Origin of the sequence: Pseudomonas syringae, from assembly GCF_021605415.1 — a bacterium.
In the GTDB taxonomy this organism is placed as follows: Bacteria; Pseudomonadota; Gammaproteobacteria; order Pseudomonadales; family Pseudomonadaceae; genus Aquipseudomonas; species Aquipseudomonas syringae_S.
On the sequence record NZ_WKEQ01000020.1, the window covers coordinates 54,428 to 73,320 of the forward strand.

Genomic DNA, 18,893 nt, shown 5'->3' on the forward strand with positions numbered 1-18,893 from the left:
CGCTGCCTTACACTGCCGGCCATGAAAACCATTCCCCACCAGCAAATCACCGAGCCTGCGGTCACCTGTTCGACCTGCGCAGCCTGCTGCTGCCAACTCGAAGTGATGCTGATCACCGACACCGGCGTGCCTGAGCGCTTTATCGATACCGATGAGTGGGGTGGCGAAGTCATGCTGCGTCTGGACGATGGCTGGTGCGCGGCGCTGGATCGCGACAGCATGATGTGCACGATCTACGAAAAACGCCCGCTGATCTGCCGCGAATTCGAAATGGGCGGGCCGGAATGCATTGAAGAACGCCAGGGAATTGCCACGGCGTATCGTTGAATTCGATAGCGGTGCATAACAACTGTGGGAGCGAGCCTGCTCGCGCAAGCGGTAGATCAGTCAGCAGTTGTGCTGAATGTCTTACCGTCTTCGCGAGCAGGATCGCTCCCACAAAGGAAAAGCATGGTCAGTCAAATCCTGGATTACAACGGCATCGTGTAATGCAGCGAGTAACTTTCTACGCCGTCGTTATCACTGCTAAGACCGGCGTTGGAGTAGTGCGTGGCACGGATGCCGACTTCATGTCCGCCATTGAAACGCAGGCCGAAACCCAGACGATCTTCGAATTGAAAAGCGCCGCCAATGTTGTTGTCTTCGTATTCGGTGTTGGAGAACAATGCAACACCAATCCCCGCCTCGATATACGGTTTCACCGACTGACCGGCAAACTCATAAACGAACACTGGCGAGAACGACAAACTGTTGTTGCTGGACGTTTTGTCACCTTCCCAATAGGTGTAGGCGCCGCTCCAGTAACCGGTCAGGCGACCGACATCGCTTTGCAGCCAGCTCTTGTCCCAGTCGAAATTCATCCCCAATCGATATGTCATCGTTGAATCGCTGGTCGCCCCGACCGCGAACTCAACACCAGCGGCTTGCGCTGCCAGACTTTGCCCCATCAATGCAGCCGCAATCGCGGCCAAGCAGAATAGTCGCTTCACTAGAAACATCCTTTCCGAACAGTTCGTATGGTTTTTTTAGGTGTTGCTTGTCGCTATAGAAATCGGCGCTTAATCAGAAGTTCAGACAATTCTTCAGATATTTCACACTTTTTTTACAAATCGAAGTTTTTCACTTCGCCCGACGCATTCCATAGCTGTGGCAAAACACTTTTGAAGTGCTGTGGATCACCGCTGGTCCAGAACCGGGCGGGCCGGTGCGGGCCTGGCGCGAGCAGATCGCGCTCGGCCAGCAAGCGCTGAAGTTGGCGCGCGACGGCGGCCCCGGTGTCGATCAGGCTGATGCTGTCGGGGAGCATCGCTTTCAGCAGGGGTTTGAGAAACGGATAGTGGGTGCAGCCGAGGATAATCGTGTCGCAACCATGGGCAAGCAGTGGCTCGACGTAGCTTTGCAGCAATTGGCGCAACGCGGGGCTGTGCAGATCGCCACTTTCGATCAGCTCCACAAGGCCGGGGCAAGGCTGAGTGATGACGCGCACATCGCTGGCGAAACGGTCGAGCAACGCGGCAAATTTGGCGCTCTGCAAGGTGCCGGTGGTGGCGAGCACGCCGACCACGCCGCTGCGAGTGGCAGCGGCGGCCGGTTTGACCGCCGGTTCCATGCCGACAATCGGCCAGTCCGGATAATCACGCCGCAGGTCAGCGACGCCGGCCACCGTCGCGGTGTTGCATGCGAGCACCAGCGCCTTGGCGCCCTGCTCGCGGAAAAACCCGGCCATCACGCTGCAACGCTGGCGGATGAACTCTGCGGTTTTCTCGCCATAAGGAATGTGCCCGCAATCGGCGACATAGAGCAGCGATTCGTTGGGCAGCAATCGCTGGATTTCCGCCAATACCGACAAGCCGCCGACGCCGGAATCGAACACGCCGATGGGCGCTTCACGCATGGTGCGATCCGCACACGCTGCAACCCGGATCACGCTTGACCCGCAATTCGCGGAAACGCGACCCCAGGGCATCGATCAACAGCAACCGACCTACCAGCGGCTCGCCGAATCCAACCAGCACTTTTAATGCTTCCAGTGCCTGCAAGCTTCCGACCAGTCCGACCAAAGGCCCGACCACACCGGCCTCGCTGCACGTCAGTTCGGCTTCGCTGCCGTGACCGTACAAACAGTGATAGCACGGGCTCTCGGCGCGGCGCGGATCGAACACCGACAACTGTCCTTCGAGGCGGATCGCCGCACCGCTGACCAGCGGTTTTTTGCCAGCCACGCACGCCGCGTTGACCGCTTCGCGCGTGGAGAAATTGTCCGAGCAGTCGAGCACCAGATCCACCGCCGCCACGGCTGCGGCGAGAGAGTCCTCATCCAGCGCCTGACGATGGGCGACGTACTTGATCTCAGGATTGATCGCGCCGAGACGCTTGAGCGCCGAATCGACTTTGCTCAGGCCGACGCTGTCAGTGTCGTGGATGATCTGGCGTTGCAGGTTGGTCAGGTCGACCGTGTCGAAATCCGCCAGATGCAATTCGCCGACGCCCGCCGCCGCCAGGTACAACGCGACCGGCGCACCGAGACCGCCGAGGCCGACGATCAACACCCGGCTGTCCTTGAGCTTCAACTGGCCGTCGATGTCGACGTGTTGCAGCAATATCTGCCGACTGTAGCGCAACAATTCCTGATCATTCAGCACGGCAGGCGCCCCAGACTGATCCGTTGATGGCCGCCCAGATCGGTGCGGCTGTGGACTTCTTCGAAACCACGACTCAGCAACAGATCGCGCACGGCCTCGGCCTGATCGAAGCCGTGTTCGAGCATCAACCAGCCGCCGGCCTCAAGATGCTCCGGCGCCTGATCGACGATCAGACGAAGATCGTCGAGGCCATCGGCGCCCGCTACCAGAGCGCTGGCCGGTTCGAAGCGCACGTCACCTTCGGCCAGGTGCGGATCGCTGGCAGCAATGTACGGCGGGTTGCTAATGATCAATTGAAAACGCTGGCCTTCGAGGGCGCTGAACCAGTGGCTGCTCAGCACCGTGGCGTTGTTCAAATGCAGGCGCTGGCGGTTGCGTTCGGCAAGCGCCACGGCTTCGAGCACGCGATCCACGGCGGTGACTTGCCACGCCGGACGCTCGCTGGCCAGGGCCAGGGCAATCGCGCCACTGCCGGTGCCGAGGTCGAGAACATTGGCCGGCGTCGCGGGCAGCAATTCCAGCGCGGCTTCCACCAGCAGTTCGGTGTCGGGACGCGGAATCAGTGTGTGCGGCGCGACTTCCAGATCGAGTTTCCAGAAACCTTGCTGGCCGAGGATGTACGCCACCGGTTCGCCGCCGCGACGCCGTTGCAGGTACGCGGCAAACGTCAACGCGGCTTCGCTCGGCACGATGCGCTCGGGCCAGGTGTGAAGAAAACTGCGTGACTTGCCCAGCGCCGCCGCGAGGAGTAATTCGGCATCCAGGCGTGCGGTGGGCGAGTCCGGCAATTCGGCGGCGCGCAACAGACTGGCAATGATGGTCATTTACTCACCTATCGCTGCGAGCTGGTCGGCCTGGTATTCGGCCAACAGCGGCTCGATCACGGCATCAACACCGCCGGCGAGGATTTCGTCGAGGGAATAGAGGGTCAGGTTGACGCGATGGTCCGTCACCCGGCCCTGGGCAAAGTTATACGTGCGAATGCGTTCGGAACGGTCACCGGAACCGACCAGCAATTTGCGCTCGCTGGCAATGGCGTTTGCGGCGGCGGCGGTTTGCTGGTCGTTGAGCTTCGCCGACAGCCATGACATCGCCCGCGCACGGTTTTTGTGCTGGGAACGCTCTTCCTGGCACTCGACGACGGTGCCGGTCGGTATGTGGGTGATGCGGATCGCCGAGTCGGTCGTGTTGACGTGCTGACCACCGGCTCCGGAGGAGCGGTAAGTGTCGACGCGCAAATCCGCCGGGTTGATCTCGATGGCTTCCCGCTCGTCCGGCTCGGGCAACACTGCCACGGTGCAGGCCGACGTGTGGATGCGGCCCTGGGATTCGGTGGCGGGTACACGCTGTACGCGGTGCGCGCCGGATTCGAATTTCAGCTTGCCGTAAACGTTGTCGCCTTCAATGCGGGCGATAACTTCTTTATAGCCCCCGTGTTCGCCTTCGTTTTCCGAAAGAATCTCCACGCGCCAGCCACGTCGCTCGGCGTAACGCGAGTACATGCGGAACAGATCGCCGGAGAATATCGCCGCCTCGTCGCCACCGGTGCCGGCGCGAATTTCGAGAAAGACGTTGCGGCTGTCATTCGGATCCTTGGGCAGCAACATGCGTTGCAGGTTGGCTTCCAGTTCGATCAGTTGCTCTTTGGTCTCGCGGACTTCTTCCACGGCCATTTCGCGCATGTCCGGGTCGCTGTCCTTGAGCAGCGCCTGGGCGCCTTCAAGATCGGCCTGGGTCTTGAGCAACTGTTTATAGGCTTCGACCACCGGCTCGAGTTCGGCGTATTCCTTGGAATAGGCGCGGAACCTGACCTGATCGGAAATGACTTCGCCGTCGCCAAGCAACGCGGTCAGTTCCTCGAAACGATCCTGGAGGATGTCCAGCTTATTGAGCAGTGACGCTTTCATTGCGTTTTTTTATCCGAAAAGCTATCCGATGAGCCCTCGAGGGCAAAGAGTTCCTGGGCCATGGCCAGCGCATCGAGGCGGCCTTCGGCAGAAAGCTTTTTCAATTGCACGCTCGGGGCGTGCAACAGTTTATTGGTCAGGCCACGGGCCAGTTGCCCGAGCACGTCTTCAGCGTTGCCGCCGTTGGCCAGCAGACGCAGGGCCTTTTGCAGCTCTTCGTCGCGCAGGCGTTCGCTCTGTTGACGATAGGCCTTGAGCACATCGACCGCCGCCAGTTCGCGCAGGCGCACCATGAAATCGTCGGCGCCGACCGAAACCATCTCCTCCGCAGCTTGAGCGGCACCCTGGCGGCTCTTGAGGTTCTCGGCGACCACTTCGTGGAGATCGTCGACGCTGTACAGATAGACGTCGTCGAGTTCGCCGACTTCCGGCTCGATATCCCGGGGCACGGCGATGTCGACCATGAAAATCGGCTTGTGCTTGCGCAGCTTCAACGCACTTTCCACCGCGCCCTTGCCGAGGATTGGCAACTGGCTGGCGGTCGAACTGATGACGATATCGCTGCGCACCAGTTCGGCCGGAATGTCCGACAGCAACACCGCATGGGCACCGAACTGCTCGGCCAACTGACTGGCGCGCTCCAGTGTGCGGTTGGCGACGACGATGCGTTTGACCCCCAGCTCATGCAGATGGCGGGCGACCAGGGTGATGGTCTCGCCAGCGCCGATCAGCAAGGCCTGGCTGCGTTGCAGGTCGCTGAAAATCTGTTTCGCCAGGCTGACGGCGGCAAACGCCACGGACACCGGGTTTTCACCGATGGCCGTGTCGGTGCGCACTTGTTTGGCGGCGTTGAACGTCGCCTGGAACAAACGCCCCAGCAACGGCCCGACGGTGCCGGCCTCGCGGGCAACGGCGTAGGCGGACTTCATCTGGCCGAGAATCTGCGGCTCGCCGAGCACCAGCGAATCGAGCCCGGAGGCGACGCGCATCATGTGACGAACTGCCGCATCATCTTTATGCACATAAGCACTCGCGCGCAGCTCGTCGAGGCTCAAATGATGGTAATCGGCCAGCCAGCGCAGCACGATCTCCGCCGAGAGCTGATCCTGTTCTATATACAGTTCACTGCGATTGCAGGTGGAGAGGATCGCAGCTTCGCGGCTGTCGGTGAGTCGGCAGAGCTGCTGCAAAGCCTCAACCAACTGCTCAGGGGTAAAGGCCACGCGCTCGCGGACGTCTACTGAAGCAGTCTTGTGGTTAATACCGAGTGCAAGGAAGGCCATTCAAAGTCGCTGGTGGTGACGTGAAGCCGGCAATTGTCCTACTTCGTCAGATCGAGAACAACTCCTCGATCTCTATCGACCCGGTAGCAAGTGCCGAGAGCCGAGAGCCATTCTCGTTTACTTACACATTCCCCCTATAGGAGTTGCCGCAGGCCGAGATCTTTTGATCATCCTTTTAAAGACTAAAGATCGCGGCCTGCGGCAGCTCCGACGTGGGAATGGGTCAAAGTCTTAAATGCCTGAGCGGTTATGTTTGACCGAAGGCTTGTGTCATGATGCCCGGACCGCAGGTTAGTCGTCCTTGTCCTATATGAATAGATCTTCCGCGTTGCTCGTTGCTTTAGCCTTCCTCAGCGGCTGCCAGGCCTTGGCACCCGTTTCGACGGATGGCACCCCGCCGGTCGAAGACACAACCCCGGCCCCTGAAAAGCCCAAGGTCTACAGCTCGTTCAGCGAAGAAACGGTTTACAGCCTGCTGAGCGCCGAACTGGCTGGCCAGCGCAATCGTTTCGACATTGCCTTGGACAACTACGTGACCCAGGCCATCAACACCCAGGACCCGGGTGTCTCCGAGCGCGCGTTCCGCATCGCCGAATACCTGGGCGCCGACCAACCGGCCCTCGATACCGCGCTGATCTGGGCGAAAAACGCTCCAGAAGACCTTGAAGCGCAACGCGCCGCCGCCGTTCAACTGGCACGCGCCGGGCGTTACGACGACTCCATGGTCTATATGGAGAAAGTCCTGCAGGGCAAGGGCGACACCCATTTCGACTTCCTCGCGCTGTCGGCCGCCGACACCGATCAGGAAACCCGCAACGGCCTGATGACCAGTTTCGACCGTTTGCTGCAACGGCACCCGAACAATCATCAGCTGATTTTCGGCAAAGCCTTGTTGATGCAACAGGACGGTGACACCCAAGGCGCACTGACCCTGCTGGAAGACAATCCACCTGAAGACGGCGAGATTGCGCCGATTCTCCTGCGCGCGCGCCTGTTGCAAAGCGTGAACCGTGGCGACGAAGCCGTGCCGCTGCTGCAAAAAAGCATCAAAAAATACCCGGACGACAAGCGTCTGCGCCTGACGTATGCGCGAATGCTGGTCGAACAGGATCGGATGGAGGACGCCAAAGTCGAGTTCTCCACCCTGGTTCAGCAATACCCGGAAGACGACGAGTTGCGTTATTCGTTGGCGCTGGTTTGCCTCGAAGCTAAAGCCTGGGAAGAGGCCAAAGGTTATCTGGAAGACTTGATCGCCCGCGAAAGCCACGTCGATTCGGCGCACCTGAACCTCGGTCGCATCGCTGAAGAACGCAATGACCCGCAAGGCGCCCTCATTGAGTACGCCCAGGTCGGCCCAGGCAACGACTATCTGCCGGCGCAACTGCGTCAGGCCGATATTCTGATAAACAATGGCAAGACCGCCGAGGCGCAAAGCAAACTGGCCGCTCAACGCGATGAACAACCGGATTACGCGATCCAGTTGTTCCTCATCGAATCCGAAACCCTGTCTGCCAACAATCAGGGCGACAAGGCCTGGAAGGTGATGGAACAAGCCTTGCAGCAATACCCGGATGATCTGAACCTGCTTTACACCCGCGCGATGCAGGCGGAAAAACGTAATGATCTGGGGCAGATGGAAAAAGACCTGCGCCTGATCATCAAGCGCGATCCGGACAATGCCATGGCACTTAATGCTCTCGGCTACACCTTGTCCGATCGCACCACGCGTTACGCCGAAGCCAAGGCACTGATCGAGCAAGCACACCAGATCAATCCGGAAGATCCGGCCGTACTCGACAGCCTCGGCTGGGTGAATTACCGGATGGGCAACCTGGATGACGCCGAGAAATATCTGCGTCAGGCGCTCGAGCGCTTCCCCGACCACGAAGTCGCCGCGCACCTGGGTGAAGTCCTGTGGGCCAAAGGCAACCAGCGCGAAGCCAAACAAATCTGGGGCAAATTCCTCAAGGATCAGCCCGACAGCCCAATTCTGCGCAGCACCATTAAACGCCTGACCGGATCCGAGACTCTTTAAGCCATGTTTTTGCGCCACGTTATTGTTTTCAGCTTTATCGCCCTGCTCGCCGGTTGTGCGGGTTTCGGCGCTCGCGAATCGGTCGAAGGCCACGGCAGTCCGGCCCAATGGCGCGAGCACAAAGAACAACTGAGCGGCCTCGACGGCTGGCAGATCGACGGTAAGATCGGCATCCGCGCGCCAAAAGATTCCGGCAGTGGCACGTTGTTCTGGCTGCAACGTCAGGGCTATTACGACATCCGGCTGTCCGGTCCACTGGGGCGTGGCGCGGCGCGTCTGACCGGTCGCCCGGGCAAGGTTTCGCTGGAGGTGGCCAACCAGGGCCGCTACGAAGCACCGACCCCGGAAGCGCTGCTTGAAGAACAACTGGGTTGGAAACTGCCGGTCTCGCACCTCGCCTGGTGGGTTCGCGGGCTGCCGGCGCCAGACAGCAAAAGTCGCCTGACTCTGGATGGCGACAGTCGTCTGTCCAATCTGGATCAGGACGGCTGGCAGGTTGAATACCTCAGTTACGCCGAACAAAACGGCTACTGGCTGCCCGAGCGCATCAAGCTGCACGGCACCGATCTGGACGTGACACTGGTGATCAAGACCTGGCAACCGCGAAAATTGGGGCAGTAACAGCATGACGGTTCCACGTCTCACCCTGCCCTCGCCGGCCAAACTGAATCTGATGCTGCACATTCTCGGTCGCCGTGAAGACGGCTATCACGAGTTGCAGACGATCTTTCAGTTCCTCGACTACGGTGACGAAATCACCTTCGCGGTGCGTGACGATGGCGTGATCCACCTGCACACCGACTTCGAAGGCGTGCCGCACGACAGCAATCTGATTGTGCGCGCGGCGAAAAAACTTCAGGCGCAATCCGGCAGTACGCTCGGCATTGATATCTGGATTAACAAAATTCTGCCCATGGGTGGCGGCATCGGTGGCGGCAGCTCGAATGCAGCCACGACATTGCTCGGCCTTAATCACTTTTGGCAACTGGGCTGGGACGAAGATCGTCTCGCAGAACTTGGCTTGTCGCTGGGAGCTGACGTGCCGGTTTTCGTCCGAGGTCACGCCGCTTTTGCCGAGGGCGTGGGCGAGAAACTCACCCCGGTCGAACCCGAGGAACCGTGGTATGTCGTGCTGGTGCCGCAAGTCTCTGTAAGTACGGCAGAAATTTTTTCCGATCCTTTGTTGACACGTAACACGCCGCCCATTAAAGTGCGCCCCGTTCCCAAGGGAAACAGTCGTAATGACTGCTTGCCGGTGGTAGCAAAGCGTTATCCAGAAGTACGTAACGCATTGAATTTGTTAGGTAATTTTACCGAAGCAAAACTCACCGGAACTGGAAGTTGTGTGTTTGGGGGCTTCCCAAGCAAAGCTGAAGCTGATAAAGTCTCGGCCCTTCTGACAGAGACCCTTACAGGGTTTGTAGCGAAAGGAAGCAACGTTTCGATGTTGCATCGCAAGCTGCAAAGTCTGCTCTAAAGGAACCAAGTGCTCGGCACTTGCAAGCAACAGATACAGGGGCGTCGCCAAGCGGTAAGGCAGCAGGTTTTGATCCTGCCATGCGTTGGTTCGAATCCAGCCGCCCCTGCCATTTTCCATACTCATCCAGGTTACCCTCAGCCTCTAGGTACTGCGCGTGTCCAAGATGATGGTCTTTACGGGGAACGCTAACCCCGATCTGGCTCGACGTGTCGTACGTCAGCTGCATATCCCTCTCGGTGACATCTCTGTCGGTAAATTTTCCGACGGCGAAATTACAGCCGAGATCAATGAAAACGTTCGCGGTAAAGACGTTTTCATTATTCAGCCGACTTGCGCTCCGACCAACGATAACCTGATGGAACTGGTAGTGATGGCTGACGCCTTCCGCCGCTCCTCGGCTACTCGTATCACTGCTGTTATTCCTTATTTTGGTTATGCCCGTCAGGATCGCCGTCCGCGTTCCGCACGTGTGGCCATCAGCGCGAAAGTCGTCGCTGACATGCTTACCGTAGTCGGCATCGATCGTGTTCTCACGGTTGATCTGCATGCTGACCAGATTCAGGGCTTCTTCGATATTCCGGTAGATAACATCTACGGCTCCCCGGTTCTGGTGGATGACATTGAAGATCAGCGCTTCGAAAACCTGATGATCGTGTCCCCGGACATTGGTGGCGTCGTGCGTGCACGGGCTGTTGCCAAATCCCTGGGCGTGGATCTCGGGATCATCGACAAACGCCGTGAGAAAGCCAATCACTCTGAAGTGATGCATATCATCGGTGATGTCGAAGGGCGTACCTGCATTCTGGTCGATGACATGGTCGATACCGCCGGCACTCTGTGCCACGCGGCCAAGGCCCTGAAAGAGCATGGCGCAGCCAAGGTCTTTGCCTACTGCACACACCCTGTGCTGTCGGGTCGGGCCATCGAGAATATCGAAAATTCCGTGCTGGACGAGCTGGTGGTGACTAATACCATCCCGCTGTCCGCTGCAGCACAAGCCTGTGCGCGTATCCGTCAACTGGATATCGCACCGGTTGTTGCCGAAGCGGTTCGCCGCATCAGCAATGAAGAATCGATCAGCGCGATGTTCCGTTAAGGGCCCTGCCCTTCTCGAAATGTCTCGTTGACGAAAAGCGCCCCGCCCCGGCATTCCTGTCGGGGCGGGGCTTTTTTGCCCATACCGTGTTCGGCGCTGGTCGCAAACGCCACTCGGTCATGGCTATATTGGAGATACAAAATGAACGATTTTACCCTGAATGCTGAAGTGCGTTCCGACCTGGGGAAAGGTGCGAGCCGCCGCCTGCGTCGTCTCGCCGCCCTGGTTCCAGCTGTTGTTTACGGTGGCGACAAAGCCCCTGAATCCATCAGCATGCTGGCCAAAGAAGTTGCCAAACTGCTCGAAAACGAAGCGGCTTACAGCCACATCATCGAGCTGAACGTTGGTGGCACCAAGCAGAACGTCGTGATCAAAGCTCTGCAACGTCACCCGGCCAAAGGCCACGTGATGCACGCTGACTTCGTACGCGTTGTAGCCGGCCAGAAACTGACCGCTATCGTTCCTGTGCACTTCATCAACGAAGCTGCTCCAGTGAAGAAAGGCGGCGAAATCTCGCACGTTACTTCCGAAGTTGAAGTTTCCTGCCTGCCGAAAGACCTGCCTGAGTTCATCGAAGTCGATCTGGCCAACGCTGAAATCGGCACCATCGTTCACCTGTCGGACCTTAAAGCTCCTAAAGGTGTCGAGTTCGTTGCTCTGGCACACGGCGATGACAAGGCTGTTGCCAACGTCCACGCTCCACGTGTTGCTCCAGAAGCTACCGAAGAAGGCGCAGCAGAGTAATTCACTCTGCGAAGCCGGAGTGATCAAGTAACATCGCGGACTGGAACGTAGCGAGAAAGCGGGCGAGAACGCGGAGTTTACATCCATGGTAAATGAGCATTTTTCGTCCACTTTCGCCGCACTCCCTGATTGCGGCGATGTTATCCACCACTCCAAGGAAGGGCCCCTATCGTGACTGCCATCAAACTGATCGTTGGCCTGGGAAATCCAGGCGCTGAATACGAACAGACCCGGCATAACGCAGGGGCCCTTTTTGTTGAGCGCATCGCCCACGCACAAGGTGTGAACCTGGTGGCCGATCGCAAGTATTTCGGCCTGACCGGGCGCTATTCGCATCAAGGTCAGGACGTTCGTCTGCTGATTCCCACCACCTACATGAACCGCAGCGGCCAGGCCGTAGCGGCACTCGCCGGTTTCTTCCGCATCAAGCCCGAAGAAATCCTGGTGGCGCACGACGAACTCGATCTGCCTCCGGGCGTTGCCAAACTCAAGCAGGGCGGCGGCCATGGCGGTCACAACGGGTTGCGCGACATCATTGCGCAACTGGGTAATCAGAACACCTTCTACCGCCTGCGGCTTGGCATCGGTCACCCGGGCGTCGCCAGCATGGTTTCAAATTTCGTCCTGGGTCGTGCGCCACGCGCCGAACAGGAAAAACTCGATGCCAGCATCGACTTTGCCCTCGGCGTGCTGCCGGATATCCTCGCCGGTGAATGGAACCGTGCGATGAAAAACCTGCACAGCCAGAAGGCCTGACTCTACTCCGAGGGGAAACACCATGGGATTCAATTGCGGCATCGTCGGCCTGCCTAACGTCGGCAAGTCCACCCTGTTCAACGCCCTGACAAAATCCGGGATCGCGGCCGAGAACTTCCCCTTCTGCACCATCGAGCCGAACAGCGGCATCGTGCCAATGCCGGATCCACGTCTGGAGGCTTTGGCGGCCATCGTCAATCCGAAGCGCATCCTGCCGACCACCATGGAATTCGTCGACATCGCGGGCCTGGTAGCCGGCGCCTCGAAAGGTGAAGGCCTGGGCAACAAGTTCCTGGCCAACATCCGTGAGACCGATGCGATCGCTCACGTCGTGCGCTGCTTCGAAGACGAGAACGTAATCCACGTTTCCAACAGCGTCGACCCCAAGCGCGACATCGAAATCATCGACCTGGAACTGATCTTCGCCGACCTCGACAGCTGCGAGAAGCAACTGCAGAAAGTCGCGCGCAACGCCAAGGGCGGTGACAAGGACGCCGTCGTTCAGAAAGGCCTGCTGGAGCAACTGATCGCTCACTTCACCGAAGGCAAGCCTGCGCGCAGCCTGATGAAGAACATGGGCAACGATGAAAAAGCCGTGATCAAGGGCTTCCACCTGCTGACCACCAAACCGGTCATGTACATCGCCAACGTCGCCGAAGACGGTTTCGAGAACAACCCGCACCTGGACGTGGTTCGCGCCATCGCCGAGGAAGAAGGCGCTGTGGTGGTGCCGGTCTGCAACAAGATCGAAGCGGAAATCGCCGAGCTCGATGATGGCGAAGAGAAAGACATGTTCCTTGAGGCCCTGGGCCTGGAAGAGCCTGGCCTGAACCGCGTGATCCGCGCCGGCTACGAAATGCTGCACCTGCAGACCTACTTCACCGCCGGTGTCGAAGAAGTCCGCGCCTGGACCGTCAAAGTCGGTGCTACCGCACCTCAGGCTGCCGGCGTGATCCACACCGACTTCGAGAAAGGCTTCATCCGCGCCGAAGTCATCGCCTACGACGACTTCATCCAGTACAAGGGCGAGGCTGGCGCGAAAGAAGCCGGTAAATGGCGTCTGGAAGGCAAGGATTACATCGTTAAAGACGGCGACGTGATGCACTTCCGTTTCAACGTTTGATTCATTAAGAGCGACACACGCCCAAGAAAAAGCCGCGTTCGATACGCGGCTTTTTTGTGCCTCAATTCTGCCCCCTGTAGGAGCGAGCAGGCTCACTCCGGCAATTGGGATTGTGGGTCAGGTCTTTTTCGTGCGTGGCAAGAAGATCGCCAACACCCCGAACAACGGCAGGAACGAGCACAGGTAATACACGTACTCAATCCCGTGAATATCCGCCAGATGCCCGAGCAACGCCGCGCCAATCCCACCGAATCCGAACATCAGCCCGAAGAACACCCCGGCGATCATTCCGACATTGCCCGGCACCAATTCCTGCGCGTACACCACGATCGCGGAGAACGCCGAAGCGAGGATGAAGCCGATCACCACGCTCAAAACACTCGTCCAAAACAGATCGACGTGCGGCATGATCAAGGTGAAAGGCGCCACACCGAGAATCGAGAACCAGATCACCGCCTTACGCCCGATCTTGTCGCCAATCGGCCCACCGAAGAATGTGCCCGCTGCCACCGCGCCCAGGAACAGGAACAGGTGCAGCTGCGAACTGGCGACCGAGAGGTCGAACTTCTCAATCAGGTAAAACGTGAAATAGCTGGTCAGGCTGGCCATGTAAAAATACTTCGAGAACACCAGCAACCCAAGCACCACCAACGCACTGGTCACCCTGCCCTTCGATAACCCGTGAGTCGCGGCTTGCCCTTGTTTGAGCTTGAACAGGCTCAGGTGATTGGCGTACCAGCGACTGATCCGGTACAGCACGAACAGCGCAAACACCGCGAACAGCCCGAACCACGCCACGTTGCCCTGACCGAACGGAATGATGATCGCCGCCGCCAGCAACGGGCCGAACGCGGAACCGGCGTTGCCGCCGACCTGGAAAGTCGATTGCGCAAGACCGAAACGTCCACCGGATGCCAGCCGCGCAATCCGCGACGCTTCCGGGTGAAAGGTCGACGAACCGATGCCGATCAGCGCCGCCGCCAGCAGGATCATCGCGAAGCTGCCAACCACCGACATCATGACGATCCCGATCAAGGTGCACACCGTACCGGCCGGCAACAGCCATGGTTTCGGATGGCGATCGGTGTGATAACCGACCCACGGTTGCAGCAGCGAAGCGGTCAGTTGAAACGTCAGCGTGATCAGGCCGACCTGCGTAAACGTCAGGCCGTAATTGGCCTTGAGCATCGGATAGATCGACGGTAGCACCGACTGGATCAGGTCGTTGATTAAATGCGCCAGCGCCACGGCGCCGATGATGCGCATCACCAGTGGACTGCTTTGCGGGGAAGCGGACGCCGGCGATGCGGCGGACTGAACATTGCTGATAGCCATGGGAATTTCCGGACGGCGGATGGGTGCACACAGGCAGGTGCGTCAATGTGCCATTTTTCGGTGCGTCAGCGCTATCCCCTTAGCCAGCTAACTAACCGACTAATAACTCTGTAAGAGCTGCAGCAGGCTCGGGCCGCGTTCGGACGATCTTTTGATTTGGCCCCTCAAAACAGATCAAAAGTTCGCAGCCTGCGACAGCGCCTACAGGTGTAGTGTGATAGCGCTACGCCATGGTCTGAATCTTGCCTTGTATCTCTACTTGAACGCGGCCCTCTTACAAAGGGGATCGAGAATGGGAAGTTTCGCTACAGAGCCGGCCTACAGAGCGGGCATGGGTGAACTTTCGAGGCCTTTTTAAGGGGCACAAGTCGGGGTCGCAACGACCGCGACGCACGCCAATGGTGCGTGGTGTCCGAAGGAGTCATGAGGCATGCAGGCTTTTTTATCACCGGGGATCGGACTGCTGGGGCGCTTCGGCTTCGCACGTAAATTCCAGTTGTTGTTTCTGCTGTTTATCCTGCCGTTGGCCGGCAGTCTGTTGATGATCGGCCAAGACTATCGCGACAAGTTGAGCCTCATTAGCGGCGAGCGCGCCGGTGTGCGCCAATTGCTCGCCCTCGATGCGCTCGACAATTTGCTCGCCGCCCAACGCGACCGCGCTGCCCGTTGGCGCGCCACCGAGACCAATCGCCAACCGACGCCAGCCACGCTCGCCGCCATGGCCGCATTCGACGGCGTGCAGCCTGCCGTCATGCAAGCCACCGTCGACCTGGGTGAAGCCCTGAAACGCGAAGGGGCCGAAGAAGAGACCCTGGCGCGCTTTCAGGCGCTGCAAATCGCTCTCAATGGACTGGACTCAAAAAGCCTGAGCAGCGTCGGCTGGTGGCCGGACGGTTATGACCGTTTCACCAATGCCTTGAGCGCCCTGCAGGCGTTACGCGAACAGATTGCGATGGATAACCGTCTGATCCTGGCGCCGTGGCTTGAAACCTATCTGCTCACACAGATTTCCACGCAGCACGCGCCGGACCTGATCGAACGGGTCGGCCGTTTGGCGGCGGTCGGCCAGGCATCGGTGGTGTCCGGGCAATTCACCCTGCAAAGCCGTTTGCAGTTGCGTGATCTGCGCAGCCGCATTGGTGATGCCCGTGAGCAGCTTGTGAAAACCGCTGGCCTGCTTGAAGCGCGCCTGCCCCCTGCCCTGCAAGGTTGGGCCGGTCAATATCACGACAGTCTGAAAAATCTGGACGCCGAACTGAAGGTGCTGGACGACGGCATGTTCGGCGGCAGCATCAATCTTAAACCGCAAGACTTCGAGCGCAGCCTCGACGCCCTCTTGGGCGACCTCGCTACGTTGCGGCAACAATCGCTGACGACGCTCGATCAGCGTCTGGACAACTACCATGGCGCGGCGATTCGCCAATTCATCGTCGTCGCCGCTATTTTCGGCGTGTTGCTGTTGGCCGCGCTGTACCTGTTCGTTTGCCTGCAAGCCTCGATCCGCCGCAGTGCCAGCGGCATCACCCTGCTCGCCGAAGCGCTGCGTGACGGCAATCTCAGTTTGCAGGCGCCGGTGCAGGGCCGCGATGAGCTGGCGGCAATCAGCACCGCGCTCAACGTTGCCGTGGTGCAACTGCGCACCAGCCTGCTCGGTGTCGACCACGAAACCTCGCAGCTGAGCAACGCAGTGCGCAGCCTCAACGATCACTCCAGCGGCGCACTCAGCGAAGTCGAAGCGCAGCAATTGCAGATCAGCCAGATCGCCGCAGCCGCCACACAACTGGCGGCCACCTCGCAAGGTGTCGCGCAAAGTTGCGAACAAGCGTCCGGCAGCGCTCAACACACCCGACGCATCGCAGCCGACAGCAGCCGCGACAGCCAGCGCACCACGGCGAGCATTCAGCAACTCAACCAGCGCCTCAACGACACGGCAGCGGCGTTGGGTCGGGTCAGCGAGCAGGGGCAACAGATTCAATTGGTGGTCGACACCATTCGTGGCGTCGCCGAACAGACCAATCTGCTGGCACTCAACGCCGCGATTGAAGCAGCACGCGCCGGTGAACAGGGACGCGGATTCGCCGTGGTGGCGGATGAAGTGCGCAGTCTGTCGCAACGCACGCAATCGTCCACGGCGCAGATTGCCGGCACCGTCGACAGCCTGCGCTCCACCGTCAACGAAGCGGTGAGCCTGATGGAAGCGGCGTGTGGCCAGGCGCAATCAGATGCCGAAGCGGTCACGGGCCTGGGCGAACGTCTGGGGGAAATCGCCAGCGCCGTACAGAGCGTCACCGACACCCTCGCGCAAATCGCCACCGCCGTAGAAGAACAAGCGACGACAGCCGATGAGGTCAGCGGCAATATTCAACAGGTCGATCAAGCGGCGGTACGTTTGCTTGAAGGCGCGCGGGCGGTGAACCTGGCGGCGGACACCTTGAGTCAGGGCAGCCAGGCATTGAGCACCAACACCGCACGATTTCAGCTGCGCTGAGTACGGTTTTTCGGCGCTTGAGGTTAAGCGGTTGAAAACTTGAAGAAATATTTTAGATTTACGCTTGACGCATCTGCATTACGGGTGAATAATGCGCGCCACTTGGCTACATAGCTCAGTTGGTTAGAGCATAGCATTCATAATGCTGGGGTCCGGGGTTCAAGTCCCTGTGTAGCCACCAAGTACTAAAAACGGCTTACCGAAAGGTAGGCCGTTTTTTTATGCCTGGAGAAAAGTGTTGGCAATCGCCGATTCCTCCGTCGTCGTGCCGCAAATGACGACAAGCGCAAAATGCCATCGGCTCACTTGATCCAGCCGCTACCCAGCAGACAGCGAAATTGCCGTAAGAAATGGGTTCGGTTCAGGTATGAATTGGATTTTTCGTAAAACCAGGCGCCTGTCATTCGACTGATCGGTTTGCCCGAATTCCCCAATGACCGACAAGCTCCCTTGGCTCAATTCAAAGCCATACAGGGAGTGGTCATGGCTCGATACAGATCCCTCTTCGACGATGACTGGCTCGGAAAACGCCACAACGGTGGCGCGTCATGGGCCGCATGGAATCCACCCAAAGCGCCGGAGCCGGTCTACATCCCAAAAGATGAATGGCCTACACCGAAACCTCGCGAAGATCAGGTGTTTGCCAAGTCCTGCATACCGGGCAACTGGTGCCGAACGGATGCCGGCACGGCACCTGAGCCCGCCGCCAACTTCGGCAAGATCATGGTGGCAGGCGCCATGCTTTTTCCGTCGGCCAGCACCGCTGTTGCGACTGCACTCGGCGCCGACCTGGCATTGGGGCGCATGGCCGGTGGGGGAATCTTGCAGCAGCGCCTCAACTGGGCCATTCGCGGCGCTGGCGGGCCGGCCAGCGTGTTCATTCTCGGGATGCTGCCGACCCGGATGGGCGACGGCACGCTTCACACTGACGAACAGCTACGCACCCTGACGCACGCCACCACGCGCGTGCGCTTCCAGTTCCGACGCGATGTCGAAGGCGTCATGCAGGTTTACGGCATCCACACCGGCACCTCTGGCGACGACTCCGTGCGCACCGTGAAGGTCGAGTGGAACCAGGACAAAACCGCCATGGAGGCCAAGCTCAACGGCATCACCATTCTGTGGACGCCGCAACGCGGGCCGTTGGGTTCCATGCCGCCACTGGTTTATCCCGAACACGGCGAGTTCCTCAACACCCTCCTCGTTCACCCGATCGCCGAAAATACCGACAGCCAGATCGAAGGCCTGCCCGGCGAAGATATTACCGCTGAGGATTGTATTCTGGTGTTCCCGGCGGAGACCGGGCTGAAGTCGCTGTATGTGGTGCTTTCGAAGCCGGCCAGATTGACGCCGGGGACCGTGTCGGGGATTGGCGAGAATGTTTCGGGGGTATGGCTTGCGGGGGCAGGAACGGGGTTAGGTGCGCCGATTCCCACACGGATTGCGGACAGGCTCAGGGGGCGGGAGTTTTCAAGCTTTGATAAATTCAGGGAGGCATTCTGGGAGGAGGTGGCTATCGATCAGGCGTTGGCAGGACAGTTTATTCAGGGGAACATTGAGCGAATGCGAGACGGCTTGTCACCTAAAGTTCGGAAGCAAGACAGGGCGGGAGACAGAACATCTTTTGAGTTGCACCACGTGGAGCCTATCGCCAACAACGGCGCTGTATACGACGTGGACAACCTGCGAGTAAATACGCCCAAGAACCACATTGAAAACCACCGAGGTGGGCAGCTTTGAAAAAAACCATTCCTGACTACACAGAAGCTGAATTCATTGCATTTCTACAATCCGTACTTGCGGCCAACACCAGTCCGGATGAAGTACTTGATCCGTTGCTACTTGAGTTTGAGCGCCTCTCTGAGCACCCGTCAGGATCTGACTTGATTTACTGGCCGGAAGACATGAGCAAATCCCCAACGGCAGAAGGAATCACCAGAACTGTGAAAGCGTGGCGTGCTGCGAATGGTCTACCTGGTTTCAAGCAGTGAACGCGCAACGCCA

General features: G+C 59.0%; 18 protein-coding genes and 2 tRNA genes. 13 read left to right on the forward strand and 7 right to left on the reverse strand.

Annotated elements, in window-relative coordinates:
- Positions 1-21: 21 nt before the first annotated feature.
- Positions 22-327, forward strand: coding sequence for a YkgJ family cysteine cluster protein (locus GIW69_RS15540; protein ID WP_236483568.1), 306 nt, complete (start codon positions 22-24; stop codon positions 325-327).
- A gap of 143 nt (positions 328-470) precedes the next feature.
- On the opposite strand, the gene GIW69_RS15545 is transcribed toward GIW69_RS15540, so the two are convergent.
- The 6 genes from GIW69_RS15545 to hemA form a co-directional block, all read right to left on the reverse strand.
- Complete coding sequence (locus tag GIW69_RS15545; RefSeq protein WP_236483569.1) at positions 471-989, reverse strand: acyloxyacyl hydrolase; 519 nt, start codon at positions 987-989, stop codon at positions 471-473.
- 113 nt (positions 990-1,102) lie between these two features.
- Positions 1,103-1,894 carry a glutamate racemase gene (gene murI / locus GIW69_RS15550; protein ID WP_236483570.1) on the reverse strand — a complete coding sequence of 264 codons (792 nt, stop codon included), beginning with the start codon at positions 1,892-1,894 and terminating at the stop codon, positions 1,103-1,105.
- On the reverse strand, positions 1,887-2,642 hold the full coding sequence (locus GIW69_RS15555) for a molybdopterin-synthase adenylyltransferase MoeB (protein WP_236483571.1): 756 nt from the start codon (positions 2,640-2,642) through the stop codon (positions 1,887-1,889). The genes murI and GIW69_RS15555 overlap by 8 nt, the downstream gene beginning before the upstream one ends.
- A complete protein-coding gene (gene prmC, locus GIW69_RS15560) occupies positions 2,636-3,466 on the reverse strand; it encodes a peptide chain release factor N(5)-glutamine methyltransferase (protein WP_236483573.1) in 831 nt (276 codons plus the stop codon). Before prmC ends, GIW69_RS15555 begins: the two co-directional genes overlap by 7 nt.
- A complete protein-coding gene (gene prfA, locus GIW69_RS15565; RefSeq protein WP_236483574.1) occupies positions 3,467-4,549 on the reverse strand; it encodes a peptide chain release factor 1 in 1,083 nt (360 codons plus the stop codon). It abuts the gene before it with no gap.
- Entirely contained in the window at positions 4,546-5,832 is a 1,287-nt protein-coding gene (gene hemA / locus GIW69_RS15570) for a glutamyl-tRNA reductase (RefSeq protein WP_236483575.1), read from the reverse strand. Before hemA ends, prfA begins: the two co-directional genes overlap by 4 nt.
- 310 nt (positions 5,833-6,142) lie before the next feature.
- Here hemA and GIW69_RS15575 point away from each other — a divergent pair, with 310 nt between their 5' ends.
- From GIW69_RS15575 to ychF, 8 genes are all read left to right on the forward strand, one after another.
- The gene (locus tag GIW69_RS15575; protein WP_236483576.1) at positions 6,143-7,867 is read left to right on the forward strand and encodes a tetratricopeptide repeat protein; all 1,725 of its coding nucleotides are present in this window, start codon (positions 6,143-6,145) and stop codon (positions 7,865-7,867) included.
- A gap of 3 nt (positions 7,868-7,870) precedes the next feature.
- Positions 7,871-8,488 carry a lipoprotein insertase outer membrane protein LolB gene (lolB, locus tag GIW69_RS15580; RefSeq protein ID WP_236483577.1) on the forward strand — a complete coding sequence of 206 codons (618 nt, stop codon included), beginning with the start codon at positions 7,871-7,873 and terminating at the stop codon, positions 8,486-8,488.
- Between the two features lie 4 nt (positions 8,489-8,492).
- On the forward strand, positions 8,493-9,344 hold the full coding sequence (gene ispE, locus GIW69_RS15585; protein ID WP_236483579.1) for a 4-(cytidine 5'-diphospho)-2-C-methyl-D-erythritol kinase: 852 nt from the start codon (positions 8,493-8,495) through the stop codon (positions 9,342-9,344).
- A 37-nt stretch (positions 9,345-9,381) separates the two neighbouring features.
- Positions 9,382-9,456 (forward strand) — tRNA-Gln (locus tag GIW69_RS15590).
- 45 nt (positions 9,457-9,501) lie between these two features.
- Positions 9,502-10,443, forward strand: coding sequence for a ribose-phosphate pyrophosphokinase (locus GIW69_RS15595; protein WP_003171603.1), 942 nt, complete (start codon positions 9,502-9,504; stop codon positions 10,441-10,443).
- A gap of 141 nt (positions 10,444-10,584) precedes the next feature.
- On the forward strand, positions 10,585-11,187 hold the full coding sequence (locus GIW69_RS15600) for a 50S ribosomal protein L25/general stress protein Ctc (RefSeq protein ID WP_236483580.1): 603 nt from the start codon (positions 10,585-10,587) through the stop codon (positions 11,185-11,187).
- Between the two features lie 171 nt (positions 11,188-11,358).
- Positions 11,359-11,943, forward strand: a complete 585-nt coding sequence (gene pth, locus GIW69_RS15605) for an aminoacyl-tRNA hydrolase (RefSeq protein ID WP_095169011.1) — start codon at positions 11,359-11,361, stop codon at positions 11,941-11,943.
- Between the two features lie 22 nt (positions 11,944-11,965).
- Positions 11,966-13,066: a redox-regulated ATPase YchF gene (gene ychF, locus GIW69_RS15610; RefSeq protein WP_236483581.1), complete on the forward strand. Its 1,101-nt coding sequence runs from the start codon at positions 11,966-11,968 to the stop codon at positions 13,064-13,066.
- A 117-nt stretch (positions 13,067-13,183) separates the two neighbouring features.
- Here ychF and GIW69_RS15615 read toward each other — a convergent pair whose 3' ends face one another.
- Positions 13,184-14,401: an MFS transporter gene (locus GIW69_RS15615; RefSeq protein WP_236483582.1), complete on the reverse strand. Its 1,218-nt coding sequence runs from the start codon at positions 14,399-14,401 to the stop codon at positions 13,184-13,186.
- Between the two features lie 430 nt (positions 14,402-14,831).
- Here GIW69_RS15615 and GIW69_RS15620 point away from each other — a divergent pair, with 430 nt between their 5' ends.
- The 4 genes from GIW69_RS15620 to GIW69_RS15635 all read left to right on the forward strand — a co-directional run bounded on the left by GIW69_RS15620 (position 14,832) and on the right by GIW69_RS15635 (position 18,880).
- Positions 14,832-16,889: a methyl-accepting chemotaxis protein gene (locus GIW69_RS15620; RefSeq protein WP_236483583.1), complete on the forward strand. Its 2,058-nt coding sequence runs from the start codon at positions 14,832-14,834 to the stop codon at positions 16,887-16,889.
- 104 nt (positions 16,890-16,993) lie between these two features.
- Positions 16,994-17,070: transfer RNA gene (locus tag GIW69_RS15625), tRNA-Met, on the forward strand.
- Positions 17,071-17,372: 302 nt separating this feature from the next.
- Positions 17,373-18,629 (forward strand): S-type pyocin domain-containing protein, encoded by a 1,257-nt coding sequence (locus GIW69_RS15630; protein ID WP_236483584.1) that lies wholly within the window; start codon positions 17,373-17,375, stop codon positions 18,627-18,629.
- Positions 18,626-18,880, forward strand: a complete 255-nt coding sequence (locus GIW69_RS15635) for a bacteriocin immunity protein (protein ID WP_236483586.1) — start codon at positions 18,626-18,628, stop codon at positions 18,878-18,880. The genes GIW69_RS15630 and GIW69_RS15635 overlap by 4 nt, the downstream gene beginning before the upstream one ends.
- Positions 18,881-18,893: the final 13 nt, after the last annotated feature.